The following is a 20,269-nucleotide window of genomic DNA, read 5'->3' as shown; positions in this document are numbered from 1 at the left end:
GCGCCCGCCGCTCTTGCCGAACCCGACCGCAACCCGATGGAAGCCGGACTGAAACAGCGCCTGATCGGTGCCGCCGTGCTGGTCGCGCTGGCCGTGATCTTCCTGCCGATGCTGGTCAAGGGGCCGGCCCCCGACAGCGGCGTGTCCGACCTGTCGATGCGCGTGCCCGAGGCGCCCGAGGACGGCTACCGCACGGTCGACCTGCCACTGGTGGTGCCGGCCGAGGCGCCCGCCGGCGGCGTACTGCCCGCGCCCGAGCCGCGCGACGGCGATGCGTTGCCCACCGTCGATACCGCGACCGCCTCGCCCGATGGTGCGGTCGCCGCTTCTGGCGCGGACCCCGCTGACGCGGACCGCCAGCTGCATGCCGCAGCCCCGGCCCCCGCCGGCGCCGATGCCGACACCGCGGAACCGGCCGCTGCCAGGCCGACCGCCGCGCCGCTGCCCGCCACGACCGCCGGCGGCGACTACGCGGTCCATTTCGGCGCCTTCTCCAGCGCCCGCGACGCGCAACTGATCGTGCGCCAGCTCGCCGGCGCGGGACTGACCGCCTACACCGAGCCCTTCACGCTCAACGGGCGTGCCGCGCAGCGGGTCCGGCTCGGACCCTACGCCTCGCGCGAGGCGGCCGAAGTGGTCCGCGTGCGCGCCGCGCAGGTGCGTGACGACGTGAGCCCGCGCGTGGTGGCGCTGGACGCCGCGGCGAGCCCACCGGCCGGTCCGACGCCGCCTCCCGCCACGGCGCGCAGCGACGATGCCGCCGAGCCGGCCGTCCCCGCCGCGCCGGCGCCGGCCGCGCCGGTGCCCCCGACGGCAGCGGCCGATGTCGGCTTCGCGGTCCAGGTCGGCGCTTTCGCTGGCGCGGCGGATGCCACACGCCTGCGCGATCGCCTGCGCGGCCTCGGGATCGCCGCGTTCACCGACACGGTCGACACCGACAAGGGACGCCTGACCCGGGTCAAGGCCGGCCCGGTCGCCACCCGCCAGGACGCCGAGCGCCTGAAGGCGCAGGTCAAGGCCAGGGCCGGCCTGGATGGACTCGTCCGCGCGCATCCTTGACCGGGCGGGCCACCGCCTCCACTTCGCACCTTCGTCAACGCCACGGGAATCGCAGCCATGTGCGGCATCATCGGCATCGTCGCCACCACCGAAGTCGCGACCGCGCTGTACGACGGCCTGACCGTGCTGCAGCACCGCGGCCAGGATGCGGCCGGCATCGCCACCGCCAACGGCACCCAGCTGCGCGTGCACAAGGGCAACGGCCTGGTGCGCGACGTGTTCGACGCCAAGGCGATGCGCCTGCTCGAAGGCCGGGTCGGCATCGCCCACTGCCGCTATCCCACCGCGGGCAGCGAGGGCAGCGACGAGGCGCAGCCGTTCTACGTCAATTCGCCCTATGGCATCGCGCTGGCGCACAACGGCAACCTGATCAATACCGACACCCTGCGGCGCGAGGTGTTCGAGCAGGACCGGCGCAACATCAATACCCAGTCCGACTCGGAAGTACTGCTCAACGTGTTCGCGCACGAGCTCGACAAGAGCCGCACGCTCACCCCCGAGGCCGCGTTCCGCGCGATCGAGTCGGTGGGCCGGCGCGCGCGTGGCGGCTATGCCGCGGTGGCCACGGTGCTGGGGCTGGGACTGGTGGCGTTCCGCGATCCGCACGGCATCCGGCCGCTGGTGCTGGGCAAGCGCGAGACCGAGGCCGGCAACGAATACGCGGTGGCGTCCGAATCGGTGGCGCTGGACATCCTGGGTTTCGAACGCATGCGCGACATCGCGCCGGGCGAGGGCGTGGTGGTCACGCCCCGCGGCGAGCTGCACACGCGCCAGTGCACCGAACCCTCCGCGCACGCGCCGTGCATCTTCGAGTACGTGTACTTCGCCCGTCCGGACTCGATGATCGAGAACATCTCGGTGCACAAGGCGCGCATGCGCATGGGCGTGACCCTGGGCGAGAAGATCCTGCGCCTGCGCCCGGACCACGACATCGACACCGTGATCCCGATCCCCGACACCTCGCGCGACGCCGCGCTGGAGATCGCCAACGTGCTGGGCGTGAAGTACCGCGAGGGCTTCATCAAGAACCGTTACGTCGGCCGCACCTTCATCATGCCCGGGCAGGGCGAGCGGGTGAAGTCGGTCAAGCGCAAGCTCAACCCGATCACGCTCGAGTTCCGCAACCGCGTGGTGCTGCTGGTGGACGACTCGATCGTGCGCGGCACCACCTCGCAGCAGATCGTGCAGATGGCGCGCGACGCCGGCGCGCGCAAGGTCTACCTGGCCTCCGCCGCCCCGCCGGTGCGGCATCCCAACATCTACGGCATCGACATGCCCACGCCCGAGGAGCTGATCGCGCACGGGCGCACGGAAGAAGAGATCGAGCGCATGATCGGCTGCGACTGGCTGGTCTACCAGGACCTGGCGGACCTGGAAACCGCGGTCGCCGGGCCCAAGTTCCCGGGCATGAAGTTCGACAGTTCGTGCTTCAGCGGCGAGTACGTGACCGGCGTCGAGCCGGGTTATTTCGAAGGCATCAAGCAGCTGCGGTCGGACGACGCTAAGCGCCAGCGCCGACTCGCGCTCTGACGGCGCCGCCGCGATGGCGACGCTGTTCGAGGCCGCCCGCGAGTGCCTGGATGCCGCTTCGGTCGACGACAAGCTGGCGTTGACGCACGCGCATGCCGCGGCGTTCGCGCGCGGCGCACTGGCGGTGCCGGCGCCCGCGCCGCCGCCGGATCCGATCCGGATGCCGGGCCGGCCCGACCGGCCGCGGCTGGTGCATCCGCGGACACTGCCGCGCCGTGGCCTCGGCAGCGCGGCGGGGCGCGCCGCGTTCATCCACGCCATCGCCCACATCGAACTCAACGCCGTCGACCTCGCCTGGGATGCCGCCTACCGCTTCCGCGGCCTGCCTCCGGCGTACTACGCCGACTGGGTGCGGATCGCCGACGACGAGGCGCGACACTTCGCCCTGCTGCGCACGCGCTTGCGGGCCCTGGGACACGACTACGGCGATTTCGACGCCCACAACGGCCTGTGGGAGATGTGCGAGAAGACCGCGCACGACGGCCTGGCGCGGATGGCGCTGGTGCCGCGGGTGCTCGAGGCGCGTGGCCTGGACGTGACCCCGGGCATGATCCTCAAGCTGGCCGCGCTCGATGACCGCGAGACGGTCGCGATCCTCGAACTGATCCTGCGCGAGGAAGTCGCGCATGTCGCCGCGGGCAGCCGCTGGTTCCGCTGGTACTGCGCGCAACGTGGCGTCGAACCCGAGGCCACGTTCCGCGCCTTGCTGGCCGAATACGCACGCGCGGTGCTGCACGGGCCCTTCAATGTCGAGGCGCGCAGCGCGGCGGGCTTCAGCGAGGCCGAGCTGGCGGCGCTGAGGGAGGCGGCGGACGGCGTCTGAAGCGCAACTGCGGCGAGCCGGTGGTTCGCCGCCCGTGGCGCGCCTGCGGGCGGCGCCAACGGACGTGTGCCGACGATGCGGGGAACGAGTCAGGCCACGGCGTGCGGCGGGGAATGCGCCAGCGTGCGCAGGTCGCACCCCCCCGCGTGCACCGACAGCACCGAACCCTGCGTATACCAGTCGCCCAGCACGATCCTGCGGCAGGGACGCCCGGCCACGCTCAGCGCGTGGATCGCCGGCCGGTGGGTGTGGCCATGGATCAGGGTGTCCACGCCGTACCGCACGAACCAGTCTTCGACCGCCGCCGGGGCGACGTCGGTGATCGCCTCCATCGTGCCGGCCTGCGCCAGTTCGCCCTGGCGCGCGCTGCTGGCCGCGCGCGCCTGCGTGGCGAAGGCCAGGCGCGCCTGCAGCGGCTGCGCCAGGAACCGCGCCTGCCAGTCCGGATCGCGCGTCTGCGCGCGGAAGGCCTGGTAGGCCTCGTCGCCGGTGCACAGCAGGTCGCCGTGGCTGAGCAGCACGGGTGCGCCGTCGAGCACGATCACGGCCGGGTCGGGCAGGATGCGGAGGCTCGCGCGCGCGGCATACGCCGGACCGACGAGGAAGTCGCGGTTGCCGCGCTGGAAGTGCACCGGCACCCCCGCGTCGGCGAGCGCGCGCAGCTTCTGCGCGACGTAGGTACCGGTCTCGGAGGGATCGTCGTCGCCGACCCAGGCTTCGAACAGGTCGCCCAGGATGTAGAGCGCGTCGGCCGCGCGCGCCTCGCCGTCGAGGAAGGCGCCGAACAGGCGGGTGACGTCCGGTCGCGCCGGGTCCAGGTGCAGGTCGGAGACGAACAGCGTGGCCATTGCCGGGATTGTAGGCCGGCGCGCCGGGCCGGTCGCATGGCGATGGTCACTGTCGCACAACGAGGACCGGGGCGGCCGGGCCGGGGCCGCAGGCGGTCGAGGGCTGTCCGGATGTCGCGCGCGCCATGGTGCAGGCGCACACATGCAGCGCAGCTGCGCGGCCGCGTCGAGCGCGGGGTGCGGGGGCGGAAGGCGGCCTGGTGGACGGTGCAGGGGATTGCCTGCAGCGTGCCGGGGAATCGTGGCGGCCGGGCCGACCGATGCCGGTAAACTGCGCGGTTTCCGTTGCCCGATGCCGTCCATGAGCTGCCGTACCCGTTTCGCCCCCAGTCCCACCGGCTACCTGCACATCGGCGGCGCGCGCACCGCGCTGTACTGCTGGCTCGAGGCGCGCCACCGCGGCGGCGAATTCGTCCTGCGCATCGAAGACACCGACCGCGAGCGCAGCACCCAGGCGGCGATCGACGCGATCCTCGACGCGATGGCCTGGCTGGGCCTGGACTACGACGAAGGCCCGGTCTACCAGACCCAGCGCCTGGACCGCTACCGCGAAATGGCGGAGCAGCTGGTCGCACAGGGCAAGGCCTACTACGCGTACGAGTCGAAGGAAGCGCTCGAGGCGATGCGCGAAGCGGCGATGGCAAATGGCGAGAAGCCCCGCTACAACGGCGCGTATCGCGACCGCAACGAAGCCAGGCGCGACGACCCCAACCGCGTGATCCGCTTCAAGAATCCCGTCGACGGCACCGTGGCCTGGGACGACAAGGTCAAGGGCCGCATCGAGATCGCCAACAGCGAGCTCGACGACCTGGTGATCCTGCGCGCGGACGGCTACGCCACCTACAACTTCGCGGTGGTGGTGGACGACATCGACATGCGCATTACCGACGTGGTGCGCGGCGACGACCACGTGAACAACACGCCGCGCCAGATCAACCTGTACCACGCCCTCGGCGCGCCGGTGCCGGCGTTCGCGCACCTGCCGATGATCCTGGACGAGCAGGGCGCCAAGCTGAGCAAGCGCACCGGCGCGGCCGACGTGATGCAGTACCGCGACGCCGGCTACCTGCCGCACGCGCTGCTCAACTACCTGGTGCGGCTGGGCTGGTCGCACGGCGACCAGGAGATCTTCTCGATCGCGCAGATGCAGCAGCTGTTCGACCTCTCCGACGTCAATGCCAAGGCGGCACGGCTCGATCCGGCCAAGCTCGGCTGGCTCAACCAGCAGTACCTGAAGGCCGATGATCCGGCCGACGTCGCCCGGCACCTGGAATGGCACCTGCGCCAGTGCGGCTACGACCTGGCGCAGGGCCCGGCGCCGGCCGACATCGTGGTCGCGCTGCGCGACCGCGTGCAGACGCTGAAGGACATGGCCGAGCGCGCGGCGGTGTGGTTCGGCCCGCTCGAGCACTACGACGACGCGGCCGTGGCCAAGCATCTCAAGCCCGGCGCCGACGCGCCGCTGCGCGACGCGCACGCGCGCCTGGCGGCACTGCCGGCGTGGACCGTGGACGGCATCGGCGACGCGCTGCATGCCACTGCCGACGCGCTCGGGCTGGGCATGGGCAAGGTGGCGCAGCCGCTGCGGGTGGCGATCACCGGCACCCAGGTCAGCCCCGACATCGCCCACACCGTCTACCTGGCCGGGCGCGACGAGGCGCTGCGCCGGATCGAGGCCGCGATCGCCCGCGTTCCCGCCGGCGGTTGAGAAGCGGCGTCCGCGGCGCCATCATCCGGTCATGGGCAGGCACGACCACGACACCGGCTGCATCGATCCGCACCACCACGTGCACGACGCGCAGGCGTTCGTGCGCGCGGTCGAGCGCGCCTGCCAGGCCCGCGGCCTGCGCCTGACGCCGATCCGCGCCCGGGTGCTGCGGCTGATCGCCGAGGCGGGGCGGCCGGTGAAGGCCTACGACCTGCTCGACATGGTGCGCTCGGGCGAAGGCGCCGGCGCCGACGCGCCGCCGACGGTGTACCGCGCGCTCGATTTCCTGCTCGCCAACGGCTTCATCCACAAGCTGCAGTCGGTGAACGCCTTCGTCGCCTGCCATCACCCCGACAGCGCCCAGCATTCGGTGCCGTTCCTGATCTGCGACCGCTGCCACGGCGCGGTGGAACTCGAGGATGCCGACGTGGTGGCCGCGCTCGACGAGCGCGCCCGGGCGCTGGGCTTCGTCCCGCAGGCGCAGACGCTGGAAGTGCACGGCCTGTGTGCGGAGTGCGCCGGGAAGGCGTAGGCGGTCGCGGCGCGGGCGGTCGGCCGCGCGCCGCAATGCGTCGCCAGGCAGCGGGAACGTGGATGCGCCGGCCGCGATGCCCGCGGCCGGCGCGCGTGCCTCAGAAGAACAGCCGCACGCCCGCGGACACGCTGCGGCCCGGCAGCGGCGCCAGGTCGCGCAGGAACGAGGTGTGCGGGCGCGCTTCCTCGTCGAGCAGGTTGGTGCCGTCCAGGAACAACTCCAGCGCCTGGCCGCCGCGGGTATCCAGGTGCCAAGCGAGGTTGGCGTTGACCAGGGTGTAGCCCGGGGTCTCGTCCTCGTACTGCGCCACGCGGTCCTGGCGCGCGTAGCGGATCGCGCCGAGGCCCGCGCGCCACTGGGCGCCTTCCCAGCGCAGCTCCGCACCCGCGCGCCACGGCGCCAGCCGCGGCAGGTTGCCGTCCAGGGCGATGTCGGTCGTGTAGTTGTGGAAGTGGTCGCCGTGCGGCACCGCGAACGACACCTCGCGCGTGCCGTCGCCGTCCAGCCGCCCGCGCACCGCGTCGCCGAAGCCGCGCAGCAGCCAGCGGCCGCTGGCGTTCTCGAGGAAGGTCCACTGCAGGTCGAGCTCGCCGCCGGTGAAGCGCGCATCGGCCTGGGTCCACACCCGCGCCGGCGTGCCGCCGTCCTCGATGCCGGTGTCGGCCAGGTAGATGAAGTCGCGGTAGTCGACTGCGTAGACCGAGGCCCCGAAGCGGAACGGTCCGTGGTGCCAGTGCAGGCCGACTTCGGCGCGGTTCGCGGTTTCGCGGTCGAGCTGCGGATCGCCGAACTCGTAGCTGCGCGTGGCCACGTGCAGGCCGTTGGAATACAGCTCCTCGGACGTCGGCGAGCGCTGCGCCCGGTCGAGTCCGAACGACAGGTGCACGTCCTCGCCGAAGTGCCAGCGCGCCGCGGCGGACAGGCTGGTGGCGTCGAAGTCGCGCGAGGGGCCGATCGCCTCGGCCTCGACCACCTCGATGCGGTTGCGGTCGTGGCGCGCGCCGAGTTCGACGTCGACCGGCCCGAACGTGCGCGTGCCGATCCAGAACAGGCCGACGTCGCGCGAGTCCGACGCCGGCACGAATGCCTCCTCGCCGATCGCCTCGAACTTGCGCTCCCACGCCTGCAGCCCGAACGCGCCATCCCAGCCGGCCCAGTCGCGGTACGTGAGTTCGGCGCGCAGTTCGGTGCTGTCGTTGTCGAACACCGTGCCGATGTCGCGGCCTTCGTACTCGGTGTGGGTGTACTCGGTGCGGGCCAGCTTCACCCGCAGGGTGTCGAACGCGCCGAGGCGGTCGAGCCCGCCGCGGACCTCGTAACGGCGCTGGTCCATGACGATGGACACGCCGTCGCCGTGCTCCTCGTCGTGGCCGTGCTCGTCCCCGTGGTCGTGATCGTCCTCTTCGTCCTCGTGGCCGTGCTCATCCTCCTCGTGGGCGTGCGAGTGGCCGGGCACGCCGTAGCGGCTGTTGAAGAGGCTCGCGCCGACGCCGACGAAGCCGCGCTCGCCCACCCAGGACACGCCGAGCGCGCCGCTGTCGGTGCGCACCGCGCTGCCGGGCAGGGTGCCGTGCGCGAGCTCTTCCTCGTGACCGTCCTCCTCCTCGTGGTCGTGGTCGCCGTGCTCTTCCTCCCGCAGCGCGGCACTCTCGGCGTAGCCGGGAATGTCGTAGTCGCCGGTCTCGCGGTGCAGGGCATCGAGGTGGAACACGAGGTTGCCCGACGCGGAGGTGCCGTCGAGCCGCAACATGCCGGTGCGCTCGTCGTTGCCACTGCCGGCGCGCAGTTCGGCCCGGCCTTCCAGCGGCGCCCCGGTGGCGCGTTCCGGGATCCGGCCGTCGACCACGTTGACCGCGCCGCCGATCGCGCCGCTGCCGTAGAGCAGGGTGGACGGGCCCTTGAGCACCTCGATCTGGTTGGCGAGGAACGGCTCGATCGACACCGCGTGGTCCACGCTCACGGTCGAGACGTCGCCCGAGGCCAGCCCGTCGCTCAGCACCTGCACGCGCGCGCCGTCCAGGCCGCGGATGATGGGCCGACCGACGCCGGGGCCGAAGTAGGACGACTGCACGCCGGGCAGGCGGTTGACGGTGTCGCCCAAGGTGGCGGCCTTGGCCTCGTCCAGGCGGCTGCCGGCCAGCACCTCGACCGGACGGGTCAGGTCCTCGGCGGTGCGGGGCAGGGGCGTGGCGCGCACAACGAGTTCGTCCAGGTCCTTGATTTCGTTGTGGCGCGGATCGTCCTGGGCGGCCACGGGGGCCGCGGCGAGGGCGATCAGGAGGGCGGCGGACAGGCGACGGACGGGGGGAAGGGCGACAGGCATGGGCAGCGATGGATCCGGTGGTGGCGTGATGTTATAGTATTACGACTTCCTCACGCCGCCTGTGTCAACCTCCCGGACGTCATGACCCCTCGCCAACGCCAACGCTGGCTCGACCGCTTCGGCGCCGCAGGCTCGCTCGCCTGCGCCGCGCATTGCGCGTTGCTGCCGCTGCTGATCGCGGCGCTGCCCTCGCTCGGCCTGGCGATGTGGCTGAGCGACGGGCTGGAGTTCGGTTTCGTGCTGTTCGCCAGCCTGCTCGGCGCCTTCAGCCTGCTGTGGGGCTACCGGCGTCACCGGGCGCTGCGCGCGCTCGGCCTGTTGCTGCCTGGCCTGGCGGTGCTGTGGGTCGCGGTGCTCTACACGCCGCTACACCATTCGGTGGTGCCGCATGCGGTGGCCATGACGCTGGGCGGTACCCTGGTCGGCCTGGGACACCTGGTCAACCTGCGGCTCAACCACGGCCACGTCCACGACGCCACCTGCGCGCACTGATCGCGCTCCGGCCGGGCATTCGGCCGCGTGATAGACTTCGCGGCCTCGCGCCCGTGGCGCGGCGGCCCGCGGGCCGACACATATCCAGCGAATTCGAAGATCCAGGAGCACGATGATGGGCAAGGGCGACCGCAAGACCGCCAAGGGCAAGCGCTACACCTCCAGCTACGGCAATGCGCGTCCCAAGGCCGTGGCCAAGGCGAGCGGCAGCGCCGCGGCGCCGGTGGCCAAGGCGGCGAAAACCGCTACCAAGGCGCCCGCCAAGAAGGCCGTGAAGAAGGCGACCAAGGCCGACTGAGCCTGCTTCCCGCGCAGAAAAAAGCCCCGCACCGCGGGGCTTTTTTCATGCCGGCAGGTATGTGGCTCGCGCCAGGCAGCGGCCGGTCAGCGACCGCCGGTGGCGCCGGCCTCCACCTCGCGCCAGACCCGCAGCAGGTTGCCGCCGAGGATCTTGCGGATGGCGTCCTCGTCGTAACCCCGCGACTGCAGCCCGGCGACCAGGTTCGGGAAATCCGCGACCGACCGCAGCCCGTCCGCCAGCGCGCCGTCGACGCCGTCGAAGTCCGAGCCGATGCCGACGTGGTCGATGCCCAGCAGCTTCACCCCATAGTCGATCTGGTCGAGCACCGACGACAGGGGCGTGGACGGGGTGGGGTGGTCGCGCTCCCAGGCGGCTTCGAACGCGCGCACGTCCTCCAGCGGCCGGCCCGCCGCCGCGAGTTCGGCATTGCGGCGGTCGAGCTCGGCGCGGGCGCGGAACTGGGCCTGGATGTCGGCGGCGGCCTGCGCGTTCACGAACGGCGTGCCGAAGGGAATCTGGACCACGCCGCCGCGTCGGGCGATGGCCTTGGCGAGTTCGTCGCTGATGTTGCGCTCGAACCCCGGGGTGAAGTGTCGGAACGCCGAGTGGCTGGCGATCACCGGCACCGTGCTCAGCTCGATCGCCTGCGCGGCGGCGTCGTCGGACACGTGCGAGACATCGACCATGATGCCGAGGCGGTTCATTTCCGCGACCACCTCGCGCCCGAACGGGCTGAGGCCGTTCCACTTGCGCTCGACGCCGTAGGACGAATCGCTGATGCGGTTGGCGGCGCTGTGGGCGAGGGTGATGTAGCGCACGCCGCGGTCGAAGAACGCCTGCACCTGGGCGAGGTCGTCTTCCAGCGGGGCGCCGTTCTCCATGCCCAGCGGCAGCAGCACGCGGCCGCCTTCGCGCAGGCGGTCGACGTCGCGCGGCGAGGTGAGGATCGCGAACCGGTCCGGATGGCGATGGACCAGGGCCTCGACCGAATCGATCTGCGCGTGGGCCGACTGCCGCGCGCGGCCTTCGCTGTCCTCGCGCGCGGAGGTGTAGATCGACATGAAGGCGACATCCAGCCCGCCTTCGCGCGCGCGCGGGTAGTCGAACTCCCGGTCCGGCGCGGCCACGCCGAGGTCGGCCCAGCTGCCGGCGAGGATGCCGGGCGCGTCGATGTGGGTGTCGACGATGATCGCGTCGCGCGCGAGCGCGCGCGCCTGCGGACTGGCGCCGTCGTCGGCATGGGCGGCGGCAGCGGCGAGCGTGGTCGCGAGCGCGAGGGCGAGGGTGGCGCGAAGCGGCATGCGGGTTCTCCGGATCAGCAAAGGCGGTGGCCGCCGGCGTGGACCGCGCGGGCGAGCGGGCCGCCGAGCCAGTAGCACAGCTCGGCGGGGTGGTCGATGTTCCAGTGCACGAAATCCGCGCGCAGCCCGGTGCGCAGCGCGCCGCGGTCGTCCAGCCCCAGCGCGCGCGCGGCATGCACGGTGGTGCCGCGCAGCGCTTCTTCGGGCGTCAGGCGGAAATGCGTGCACGCCAGCTGCATCGCCTGGCGCAGCGACAGCAGCGGCGAGGTACCCGGATTGCAGTCGGTGGCGACCGCCATCGGCACCCGGTGCGCGCGGAACGCGTCCAGCGGCGGCAGCTGCGTTTCGCGCAGCACGTGGAACGCGCCCGGCAGCAGCACGGCCACGGTCCCGGCGCGTGCCATCGCACGCACGCCGGCGTCGGAGGTGTGCTCGACATGGTCGGCCGACAGGCCGCCGAACTCGGCGACCAGGGCGGCGCCCCCGCCATCGCTGAGCTGGTCGGCATGCAGCTTCACCGGCAGCCCGAGCGCGCGCGCCGCCTCGAACACGCGCCGGGTCTGCGCGATGCCGAAGCCGATGCGTTCGGCGAACGCGTCGACCGCATCCACCAGCCCCTCGCCGTGCAACTCCGCGAGCCATTCGCACACCCGGCTCACGTACTCGTCCGCGCGATTGGCGTACTCGGGCGGCAGCGCGTGCGCGCCGAGGAACGTGGTCCGCACGCCCACGCCCAGCGACTGCCCGATGCGGCGCGCGACCCGCAGCATGCGGCGCTCGTCGTCCAGGTCCAGGCCGTAGCCGGACTTGATCTCCAGCGTGGTGACGCCGTCGCCGAGCAGCGCCCGTGCGCGCGGCAGGGACTGCGCGAACAGCGTGTCCTCGTCCGCGGCGCGCGTGGCGCGCACCGTGGACAGGATGCCGCCGCCGCTGCGCGCGATCTGCTCGTAGCTGGCGCCCAGCAGACGCTGTTCGAACTCGGCCGCGCGATGGCCGGCGAACACCAGGTGCGTGTGGCAGTCCACCAGGCCGGGCGTGACCCAGCCGCCGCCGGCGTCGATCACCGCATCCGCGAGGCGTTCGGGCGCGTCGGGCAGCGCGGCACGCGGGCCGACGAAGGTGAAGCGGCCGTCGCGCCAGCCGAGCGCACCGTCCTCGATCGCGCCATAGCCGGCGCCGCCGTCGAGCGTGGCCAGGTGCGCGCCCACCAGCACGCCATCCCAGGCCTCAGTCACCGCCGCCCCCGTCGCCGCCCTCACCACCGCCGCCCGGTTCGCGATCCATGCCGCCGCCATCGCCGTTGCGCCCGCGGCTGCGCCTGGCCGGCGGCGTGCGCAGGCGTTCGCGTGCCTTCAGCACGACCACGGACGCCGCGAGCAGGAGCACGCCGGCGACGGCGAGGGTTTCGAACATCGGAGCGGCCTGTGAACGGTGGCGCCAGCGGGTTAGCCTAACGCACTCCCGCCGCACTGCGCCGCCGATGCCCGGATCCGCATTCCCGATCGAAGCCGTCGCCACCGGCTGGCGCCTGCCCGGCATCGCCAATCTGCATTCGCACGCGTTCCAGCGCGCGATGGCGGGGCTGGCCGAGCGCCAGACCGATCCCGCCGATTCGTTCTGGACCTGGCGCGAGACGATGTACCGCATGGCGGGCCGGTTCGATCCGGACACGCTGCATGCGGTGGCCGCGCAGCTGTACGTGGAGATGCTCGAAGCCGGCTACACCACGGTGTGCGAGTTCCACTACCTGCACCATGCGCCGGACGGGCGGCCCTACGCGACCCCGACGGCGATGTCCGATGCGCTGGTCGCGGCCGCGCGAGAGGCCGGCATCCGCCTGACCCTGCTGCCGGTGCTGTACATGGCCGGCGGCTTCGACGGCCGCGCGCTCGGACCGCGACAGCAGCGCTTCGGCCACGACGTCGACGCCTACCTGCGCCTGTTCGAAGCCCTGCATGCCCGCCAGGACGACCTCCTGCGCGTGGGCTGCGCGTTGCACAGCCTGCGCGCGGTGCCGGCCGATGCGATGCGCGCGGTGCTCGACGCGCTGCCGCCTGGCACGCGGATCCACGTCCACATCGCCGAACAGCGGGCCGAGGTGCAGGACTGCCTCGCCGTACGCGGCGCGCGACCGGTGGAGTGGCTGCTGGGCAACGCGCCGGTGGACGATCGCTGGACGCTGGTGCACGCCACCCATCTCGACGACGGCGAGGTCGCGGGCATCGCACGCAGCGGGGCGACGGTCGCGATCTGCCCGACCACCGAGGCCAACCTCGGTGACGGGCTGTTCCGGCTGCGCGACTATCTCGACGCGGGCGGCGCCTGGGGGATCGGCTCCGATTCGCACGTGTCGGTATCGCCGGTCGAGGAGCTGCGCTGGCTGGAATACGGACAGCGGCTGGCCAGCGGCCGCCGCAATGTCGCCGTGGGTCCGTCGTGCACGAGCGTGGGCGCGACCCTGTTGCGCGGCGCGCTCGACAGCGCGGCGCGCGCCACCGCGTTCGACGACGCCGACGGCGATGCCATCGTGCTCGACGACCGGTCGCCGCTGCTGGCCGGAGCCACCGTGGACGATGTGGCCGACCGCTGGATCTTCAGCGGCAACTGCGCGGCGCTGCGCGAGGTGCGCGTGGCCGGCCGCCGCGTGGTGGCCGATGGCCAGCATCCCGACCGCGACCTCATCGCGGCGCGATACGCCAGCGTCCTGCGCGACCGGCTGCTGGCGTGAACGCGCTTTCCCGCGGCAGGCGTCGTCAGGCGCGGGGCCGCGGGGTCGGCGGTCGCTGAGCCAGGGGAGCGCCGCACGATTCATCCTGCCTGCCTGCGGCGCATGCCGGACGCGCGGCCCCTGGTCCCGTGCCGCAGGCGCGGTGCCGTCCAGGCGATTGCGCGTGCGAAGCGCGGTGCACGTGGAGAGGGTCGCGAACCGGCTGCGCGCGACAGTCGCCGTGCCGCGCGATGCACTCAGCCCACGCAACCGAACAGCGCGGACTCGCGTGGCAGGGCGCCTTCCAGTGCGAGCAGGTACCGCTTGGTCGGCAGGCCGCCGCCGAATCCGGTCAGCGCGCCGTCGGCGCCGATGACGCGGTGGCAGGGCAGCACGATCGGCAGCGGGTTGCGGCCGTTCGCCGCGCCCACCGCGCGCGACGCGGTCGGTCGGCCCACCCGCGAGGCCAGCTGCGCGTAGCTGATGGTCTCGCCGTACGGAATCGAGGCCAGCGTGGTCCACACCGCGCGCTGGAACCCGGTGCCGCGCGGCGACAGCGGCAGGTCGAAGTGGCGGCGCGTTCCGGCGAAATATTCCTCCAGCTGGGTGCGTGCGAGGCGCAGCATTCCGCTGTCGCCCGGCTGCCAGTCGGCGTCGCGGCGCACCGGATGGCGGTTGTCGCGGAACTCGATCGCGCGCAGGCCGGTCTCGTCCGCGGCGACGAACAGGGGGCCGACGGGGCTGTCGACGAAGGTGGTCAGGACGTGCATACGGGCCTCCTGCGCGGTGCGCGCGCGACTCGGGGGGATGGGGTGCGTGCGACTGCGGACGCCTGCAGCGTGGCGTCGCGCCACAGCTGGATCACGCCGTAGGCGCGCCAGGGCCGCCACTGCTCGGCGCGCGCGCGAACCTCGCGCGCGGACAGCCGTCCGCCGGCGGCGTCCGCCGCGCCCGGGGTCGGGGCGAGTTGCCGCTGCAGCACCAGGTCGCCATCGGGGCACGCATCGGGATGGCCGAGCGCACGCATCGCGATGTACTGCGCAGTCCACTCGCCGATGCCCGGCAGCGCGGTCCAGCGCGCGACGAATTCGTCCAGCGTGCGTTCGGCGTTGAAGTCGACTTGCCCCTCGACCAGCGCGTGTGCGAGCGCGCGCAGGGTGGCCGCGCGCGCGGTGGTCAGGCCGAGGCCCGACAGGTCGGCGTCGGCCAGCGCGTGCGCGGTCGGGAACAGGTGGCTCAGGCCCTGCGCGGCGAACGGATCGGGCAGCGGCGTGCCGAAGCGCTGGGCCAGGCGCGCGGTGAGCGTGCGCGCGGCCGCGACGCTGACCTGCTGGCCGATGACCGCACGCGCGGCGATCTCGAACCCGTCCCAGCCGCTGGGCAGCCGCAGCCCGGGCCGGCGTCGCACCAGCGGGCGCAGGCGCGCGTCGCGGGCGAGCGCGGCGTTGATCGCGACCGGATCGGCATCGAGGTCGAACATCCGGCGCACGCGTTCGACCAGCGGCAGCAGGCGCGATGGCGGGCAGCCGTGCACTTCCAGCTTCAGCGCATGCAACGGTTCGTCGCGCGCGACGTCCCCTGGGCCGCGCCACGCGGAGACGCGCAACCAGCCCGGCGCATCGGCATCGCCGAACACGCGCAGGTAGGCGTCCGCGTCGACGCGCTCCACGCCCGGCAGCGCGCGCCCGCGCAGGAATTCGAGCATCGCGCCGAGATCGTAGGGCGGCCGGTAGCCCAGGCGCAACGCGAGCACTCCGCCGCCGGCCTCGCGCGGGCGCCGCCGCAGTTCGCGCGGCGCCATGCGGTAGGCCGCGCGGAAGGCGTCGTTGAACCGGCGCAGGCTGCCGAAACCGGCCGCCAACGCGATCTCGGTGACCGGCAGCGACGTCTCGGTGAGCAGTTGCTTGGCGAACAGCAGGCGCCGGGTGCCGTGGACACCGATCGGCGCCGCGCCCAGGCGGTCGACGAACAGCCGCCGCAGCTGGCGTTCGCCCACGTGCACGCGTTCGGCCAGCGCTGACAGCGGCTGTTCGGCAAGCAGGCCCTGGTCGATCAGCTTGAGCGCGCGGGCCACGGTCTCGTCGCCGCGGCGCCAGGCGCCATCGGCCGGCGAGAGTTCCGGCCGGCAGCGCAGGCAGGGCCGGAAGCCCGCGGCTTCCGCCGCGGCGGCGTTGGCGTAGTAGCGCACGTTGCGCGGCTTCGGCGCCGGCGCAGGGCAGGTGGGCCGGCAGTAGATGCCGGTGCTGGACACCGCCGTGAAGAACAGCCCGTCGAAGCGCGGGTCGCGGCTCAGGCGCGCCTGTTCGCAGATCGCGGGATCGGGCAGGGCGACGTTCGACATGGATGCAGTCTAGCGCCGCACCAGGCGCCAGACTGGCCGTTTTCGGACATCACTGCGCCGCGTCGCCCAGGTCGGCCCGGACGCCGGGCGCCGCGTCGCGCAGTGCCGGCAGCAGGGTCTGCGGATCGCCGTCGTTCGCTGCCGGTGGTACGTCCAGCAGGCGCGCCAGCAGCGGATAGACATCGACATTGTCGAACGCCGGCAGCGCGGCGCCGCGACGGAACGACGGCCCCTGGGCGATGAAGATCGCGCGCATCTGCGGCGTGGCCGGATCGAAGCCGTGCGAGCCGCGGGTGCCGGCGGGACGGCGCGCGATGTCCTTGCGCGGCAGGGCATCCCAGCCCACGTCCATCTGGCACACGATCGGCGGTACCCGGGGATGGCTGCCGTAGTGCCAGCGCGCGGGCAACTCGTCGCGCCGCCAGCACGCGTAGCGCGGGTGACGGCCGAGCAGCGCCGCCTCCGCTTCGGCGGTGCGGCCGGCGGCCGGTCGGAAGCCCACCACCTGGCCGGAGGTGGCCATGGACGCGATGTCGGGAGCGACCATGTCCTCGACCGCCACCACGTGGCCATCGCGGACCTCGGCCATGCCGTGGTCGGAGACGATCACCAGATCCACCTGGTCCCGGACGCCCGCGGCTGCGAGGCCGTCGACCAGACGGCCGATGGCGGCATCGACCATGCGCATCGCCGCGCGCAGTTCCGGCGAATCCGGGCCGTGCTCGTGGCCGGCCTTGTCCGGATGCTCGAAGTACAGGGTCGCGAACCGGGGGCGTCGCGATGCCGGCGCGCCCAGCCAGCCGACGACCATGTCGACCCGGGTGTCGACCGGACGCGCGTAGTCGAATGCATGCCAGCGCGACGGACGCACGCCGCGCACCGGGGCTTCGCTGCCGGGCCACGACAGCGTGGCCGTGGCCAGCCCCGCGTTCTCCGCGGTCACCCAGAGCGGCTCGCCGCCCCACCAGCGCCCGTCGCCGACCGCGTCACGGTCGGCAAGGCGGAAATGGCCGAGGTCGTCGTCCGCCATCGTGTTGTGGATGATGCCGTGCCGGTCGGGGCGCAGCCCGGTCACGATCGTGTAGTGGTTGGGAAACGTCAGCGCCGGATACGACGGCCGCATCCATTCCGCACGCACGCCGTCCCGCGCGAGCCGGTCCAGGTGCGGCGTGTCGCCGCGGCCGAGGTAGTCGGGATGCACGCCGTCCAGCGAGACCAGCAGCACGCTGTGCGGCGCACCGGCTGCGGCGGCGTCCGGGGCGGGCGACACGCCCGTCGGGGAAGGCGGCGTGGCGCAGGCGACCAGCCACAGCAGCGCGATCAGCGCAGCGACACGATGCGATCGGATCATGCGGTCATGATACGGATGGAGATGACAGGTACGGTGTCGCAACGCTTCAGGCGCGCCGCGCTCGGAACACGTCGAGCTACAGCGGGCGATGGCCCCGAGTGGGAAAGACGCGGACCACGGCACTCGCGTCCGCATGCGGGTGCGGCGTGGGCGCCTCGCGGTGGCGGGGATGCGATGGCGTGAACGGGCAGGGATGCGCACCCGAGTGGCCCGTGGCGTGGTCCGCGGCTGGCAGCCGCTGGTCGGCCGCGCGTACGTGCTGGAATGGGCGCCGCACGAAGGCGTCGACGCTGACAGCGGTCTGAATCGATCCGCACGGTTGCATTGAATCGCCGGATGCGGGGCGTATCTTGGCGGGTGGCCGCTTCGGCCGGATGTTCCACAGGTGCCCCATGATCCGTCCCCACCGCCCTCGCCCCCGCCCCCGCCTGCTTGCCGCGCTGCTCGCGGCCTCGGCGTGCCTCGTGGCCGCGCCCGCCGTGCTGGCGCAGGACGAAGAGCCCGAGGAAGCCGGCCGCGCCGCAGTGAAGAAGGGCGATCCCGACGACCGGTTCTGCATCCGCGAAACCGGCTCGCGCATCGTCGCCACGCGCAACCGCAGCAAGAGCGCCGACCAGGAATGCGTGAGCGCGTCCGGCCGGGTGTACACCCGCTCGGACATCGAAAGTACCGGCTCCGCGGACGTGCGCGACGCGCTCCGCCGGCTGGATCCTTCGATCCGCTGATGCGCGTCCCGGCGCTGCCGCCCGGACAAGGCTGAAGGCCGCGTCGGGCGGGCGGGATGCCTTGGTGCCGTGGCCCCGAGGCGCCGTGGCCCGAGAGGCACCGGGTGCGCTGCGCTTACCCGGGCTACGTGCTCACCCTTTGATGTCCGCCGTAGCCCGGATAAGGCCGAAGGCCGCATCCGGGGTGGCGGATGCAGGGATTGCGTTATGTGCCGCGGCGCCCCGGGTGCGCTGCGCTTACCCGGGCCACGTGCTCACCCTTTGATGTCCGCCGTAGCCCGGATAAGGCCGCAGGCCGCATCCGGGGTGCCGGATGCCCACACGCCGTCGCGCCGTGGGCGGTCTCGGGAACACCGCTGCATCCATGACCATCGGTTTTCCCCGTCGTCGCGGGCAGTGTTCGCGCCCGGTCGCGGCGCCGGGTGGCGGGTTGGTCGCGGGCGGCGCACACTTTCCGGTCATCCATGCCCGGTGCCGCCCGCCCATGACCGATCCGCGCCACGACGCCTCCCGCACCATCCGCGCGCCTCGCGGTGACGCGCTCAGCTGCCGCAGCTGGCTCACCGAAGCGCCGTACCGGATGCTGCAGAACAACCTCGACCCGGACGTGGCCGAGCGCCCGCAGGACCTCGTGGTCTACGGCGGCATCGGCCGCGCCGCGCGCGACTGGGCCTGCTTCGACGCGATCCTCGACACGCTCAGGACCCTCGGCGACGACGAGACCCTGCTGATGCAGTCGGGCAAGCCTGTGGGCGTGTTCCCCACCCATGCCGACGCGCCGCGGGTGCTGATCGCGAATTCCAACCTGGTGCCGCACTGGGCGACGTGGGAGCACTTCCACGAGCTCGACCGCAAGGGCCTGATGATGTACGGCCAGATGACGGCCGGCAGCTGGATCTACATCGGCTCGCAGGGCATCGTGCAGGGCACCTACGAGACGTTCGTCGAGATGGGTCGCCAGCACTACGGCGGCAGCCTCGAGGGACGGTGGATCCTGACCGCGGGCCTGGGCGGCATGGGCGGCGCGCAGCCGCTGGCGGCGTCCCTGGCCGGCGCCTGTTCGCTCACCGTCGAGTGTCGCCAGAGCAGCATCGATTTCCGCCTGAAGACGCGTTACGTCGACGAGCAGGCCGCCGACCTCGACGACGCGTTGGCGCGCGTCGACCGCTACACGCAGGCCGGCGAAGCGAGGTCGATCGCGCTGCTGGGCAATGCCGCTGAGGTCCTGCCGCAGCTGGTCGAGCGTGGCGTGCGCCCGGATTGCGTGACCGACCAGACCAGCGCGCACGATCCCGTGCACGGCTACCTGCCGATCGGCTGGACGGTGGAACAGTGGCTGGCGGAGCAGACAGCCCACCCGGACAGGGTGCGCGATGCCGCCAAGCGGTCCATGCGCACCCACGTCGAAGCGATGCTCGCGTTCCACGCGCGCGGCATCCCCACGGTCGATTACGGCAACAACATCCGCCAGATGGCCAAGGACGAAGGCTGCGCGAACGCCTTCGACTTCCCCGGCTTCGTCCCCGCCTACGTGCGCCCGCTGTTCTGCCGCGGCATCGGTCCGTTCCGATGGGTGGCGCTGAGCGGCGATCCCGAGGACATCTACCGCACCGACGCCAAGGTCAAGGAACTGATCCCGGACGACGCGCACCTGCATCGCTGGCTCGACATGGCGCGCGAGCGCATCGCCTTCCAGGGCCTGCCCGCGCGCATCTGCTGGGTGGGGCTGGGCCTGCGGCACAAGCTGGGCCTGGCCTTCAACGAAATGGTGCGCAGCGGCGAGCTGAAGGCGCCGGTGGTGATCGGCCGCGACCATCTGGATTCGGGCAGCGTCGCCTCACCCAACCGCGAAACCGAAGCGATGCGCGACGGCAGCGACGCCGTCAGCGACTGGCCGCTGCTCAACGCCATGCTCAACGTCGCCGGCGGCGCGACCTGGGTCTCGCTGCACCACGGTGGCGGCGTCGGCATGGGCTACAGCCAGCACAGCGGCGTGGTGATCGTGTGCGACGGCACGCCCGAGGCCGACCGGCGCATCGCGCGGGTGCTGTGGAACGATCCCGGCACCGGGGTGATGCGGCATGCGGACGCGGGCTACGACATCGCGCAGGCCTGCGCGCGCGAACAGGGATTGAAGCTGCCGATGCCCGGTTGACGGGGCGGACGCTTTTCGGTGGCGGATGGCGGCGCGCGCCCTGTGGGCGATGTTCGCGCGCCAGCGCGAG

General features: G+C 72.7%; 18 protein-coding genes. 10 read left to right on the top strand and 8 right to left on the bottom strand.

Going from position 1 to position 20,269, the window contains the following annotated elements; all coding sequences use genetic code 11:
* The first annotated feature begins 36 nt into the window (after window positions 1–36).
* The 3 genes from QFW80_RS03840 to QFW80_RS03830 are packed head-to-tail and all read left to right on the top strand — an operon-like array spanning window position 37 to window position 3,412.
* Window positions 37–1,059, top strand: a complete 1,023-nt coding sequence (locus QFW80_RS03840) for an SPOR domain-containing protein (RefSeq protein WP_280599896.1) — start codon at window positions 37–39, stop codon at window positions 1,057–1,059.
* A 57-nt stretch (window positions 1,060–1,116) separates the two neighbouring features.
* Complete coding sequence (purF, locus tag QFW80_RS03835; protein ID WP_280599895.1) at window positions 1,117–2,589, top strand: amidophosphoribosyltransferase; 1,473 nt, start codon at window positions 1,117–1,119, stop codon at window positions 2,587–2,589.
* 13 nt (window positions 2,590–2,602) lie between these two features.
* On the top strand, window positions 2,603–3,412 hold the full coding sequence (locus QFW80_RS03830; RefSeq protein WP_280599893.1) for a ferritin-like domain-containing protein: 810 nt from the start codon (window positions 2,603–2,605) through the stop codon (window positions 3,410–3,412).
* Between the two features lie 89 nt (window positions 3,413–3,501).
* Here the strand turns inward: QFW80_RS03830 and lpxH are convergent, their stop codons facing one another.
* Window positions 3,502–4,260 (bottom strand): UDP-2,3-diacylglucosamine diphosphatase, encoded by a 759-nt coding sequence (gene lpxH / locus QFW80_RS03825; protein WP_280599891.1) that lies wholly within the window; start codon window positions 4,258–4,260, stop codon window positions 3,502–3,504.
* 301 nt (window positions 4,261–4,561) lie between these two features.
* Here lpxH and gltX point away from each other — a divergent pair, with 301 nt between their 5' ends.
* Window positions 4,562–5,968, top strand: a complete 1,407-nt coding sequence (gene gltX, locus QFW80_RS03820; RefSeq protein ID WP_280599890.1) for a glutamate--tRNA ligase — start codon at window positions 4,562–4,564, stop codon at window positions 5,966–5,968.
* Between the two features lie 31 nt (window positions 5,969–5,999).
* Entirely contained in the window at window positions 6,000–6,500 is a 501-nt protein-coding gene (locus QFW80_RS03815) for a transcriptional repressor (protein WP_280599889.1), read from the top strand.
* Between the two features lie 100 nt (window positions 6,501–6,600).
* On the opposite strand, the gene QFW80_RS03810 is transcribed toward QFW80_RS03815, so the two are convergent.
* Complete coding sequence (locus QFW80_RS03810) at window positions 6,601–8,826, bottom strand: TonB-dependent receptor (protein ID WP_280599887.1); 2,226 nt, start codon at window positions 8,824–8,826, stop codon at window positions 6,601–6,603.
* Between the two features lie 81 nt (window positions 8,827–8,907).
* Between QFW80_RS03810 and QFW80_RS03805 the strand changes: the two genes are divergently transcribed.
* Entirely contained in the window at window positions 8,908–9,318 is a 411-nt protein-coding gene (locus QFW80_RS03805) for a MerC domain-containing protein (protein WP_280599885.1), read from the top strand.
* Between the two features lie 115 nt (window positions 9,319–9,433).
* The gene (locus QFW80_RS03800; RefSeq protein WP_280599883.1) at window positions 9,434–9,616 is read left to right on the top strand and encodes a 30S ribosomal protein THX; all 183 of its coding nucleotides are present in this window, start codon (window positions 9,434–9,436) and stop codon (window positions 9,614–9,616) included.
* 86 nt (window positions 9,617–9,702) lie between these two features.
* Here QFW80_RS03800 and QFW80_RS03795 read toward each other — a convergent pair whose 3' ends face one another.
* The 3 genes from QFW80_RS03795 to QFW80_RS03785 are packed head-to-tail and all read right to left on the bottom strand — an operon-like array spanning window position 9,703 to window position 12,333.
* Window positions 9,703–10,920, bottom strand: a complete 1,218-nt coding sequence (locus QFW80_RS03795; RefSeq protein ID WP_280599881.1) for a dipeptidase — start codon at window positions 10,918–10,920, stop codon at window positions 9,703–9,705.
* A gap of 14 nt (window positions 10,921–10,934) precedes the next feature.
* A complete protein-coding gene (hutI, locus tag QFW80_RS03790; protein WP_280599880.1) occupies window positions 10,935–12,155 on the bottom strand; it encodes an imidazolonepropionase in 1,221 nt (406 codons plus the stop codon).
* Window positions 12,148–12,333 (bottom strand): hypothetical protein, encoded by a 186-nt coding sequence (locus tag QFW80_RS03785; RefSeq protein WP_280599957.1) that lies wholly within the window; start codon window positions 12,331–12,333, stop codon window positions 12,148–12,150. Before QFW80_RS03785 ends, hutI begins: the two co-directional genes overlap by 8 nt.
* Between QFW80_RS03785 and QFW80_RS03780 the strand changes: the two genes are divergently transcribed.
* Window positions 12,332–13,648 carry a formimidoylglutamate deiminase gene (locus QFW80_RS03780; RefSeq protein ID WP_425603495.1) on the top strand — a complete coding sequence of 439 codons (1,317 nt, stop codon included), beginning with the start codon at window positions 12,332–12,334 and terminating at the stop codon, window positions 13,646–13,648. The genes QFW80_RS03785 and QFW80_RS03780 overlap by 2 nt on opposite strands.
* 236 nt (window positions 13,649–13,884) lie before the next feature.
* Here the strand turns inward: QFW80_RS03780 and QFW80_RS03775 are convergent, their stop codons facing one another.
* The 3 genes from QFW80_RS03775 to QFW80_RS03765 are packed head-to-tail and all read right to left on the bottom strand — an operon-like array spanning window position 13,885 to window position 17,319.
* Window positions 13,885–14,397 carry a methylated-DNA--[protein]-cysteine S-methyltransferase gene (locus QFW80_RS03775; RefSeq protein ID WP_280599878.1) on the bottom strand — a complete coding sequence of 171 codons (513 nt, stop codon included), beginning with the start codon at window positions 14,395–14,397 and terminating at the stop codon, window positions 13,885–13,887.
* Window positions 14,385–15,968, bottom strand: a complete 1,584-nt coding sequence (locus QFW80_RS03770) for an AlkA N-terminal domain-containing protein (RefSeq protein WP_280599877.1) — start codon at window positions 15,966–15,968, stop codon at window positions 14,385–14,387. The genes QFW80_RS03775 and QFW80_RS03770 overlap by 13 nt, the downstream gene beginning before the upstream one ends.
* Window positions 15,969–16,017: 49 nt before the next feature.
* Complete coding sequence (locus tag QFW80_RS03765; protein ID WP_280599876.1) at window positions 16,018–17,319, bottom strand: alkaline phosphatase family protein; 1,302 nt, start codon at window positions 17,317–17,319, stop codon at window positions 16,018–16,020.
* Window positions 17,320–17,711: 392 nt separating this feature from the next.
* Here QFW80_RS03765 and QFW80_RS03760 point away from each other — a divergent pair, with 392 nt between their 5' ends.
* Together QFW80_RS03760 and hutU are read left to right on the top strand one after the other, a co-directional pair.
* A complete protein-coding gene (locus tag QFW80_RS03760) occupies window positions 17,712–18,044 on the top strand; it encodes a hypothetical protein (protein WP_280599874.1) in 333 nt (110 codons plus the stop codon).
* Between the two features lie 484 nt (window positions 18,045–18,528).
* Window positions 18,529–20,199, top strand: a complete 1,671-nt coding sequence (gene hutU, locus QFW80_RS03755) for a urocanate hydratase (RefSeq protein WP_280599872.1) — start codon at window positions 18,529–18,531, stop codon at window positions 20,197–20,199.
* Window positions 20,200–20,269 lie beyond the last annotated feature (70 nt).

It is taken from the genome of Luteimonas rhizosphaericola, assembly GCF_029888045.1.
Lineage (GTDB): Bacteria > Pseudomonadota > Gammaproteobacteria > Xanthomonadales > Xanthomonadaceae > Luteimonas > Luteimonas rhizosphaericola.
Note: the sequence above shows the minus strand (reverse complement) of the source record. Positions and strands in the feature narration are given on the sequence as shown.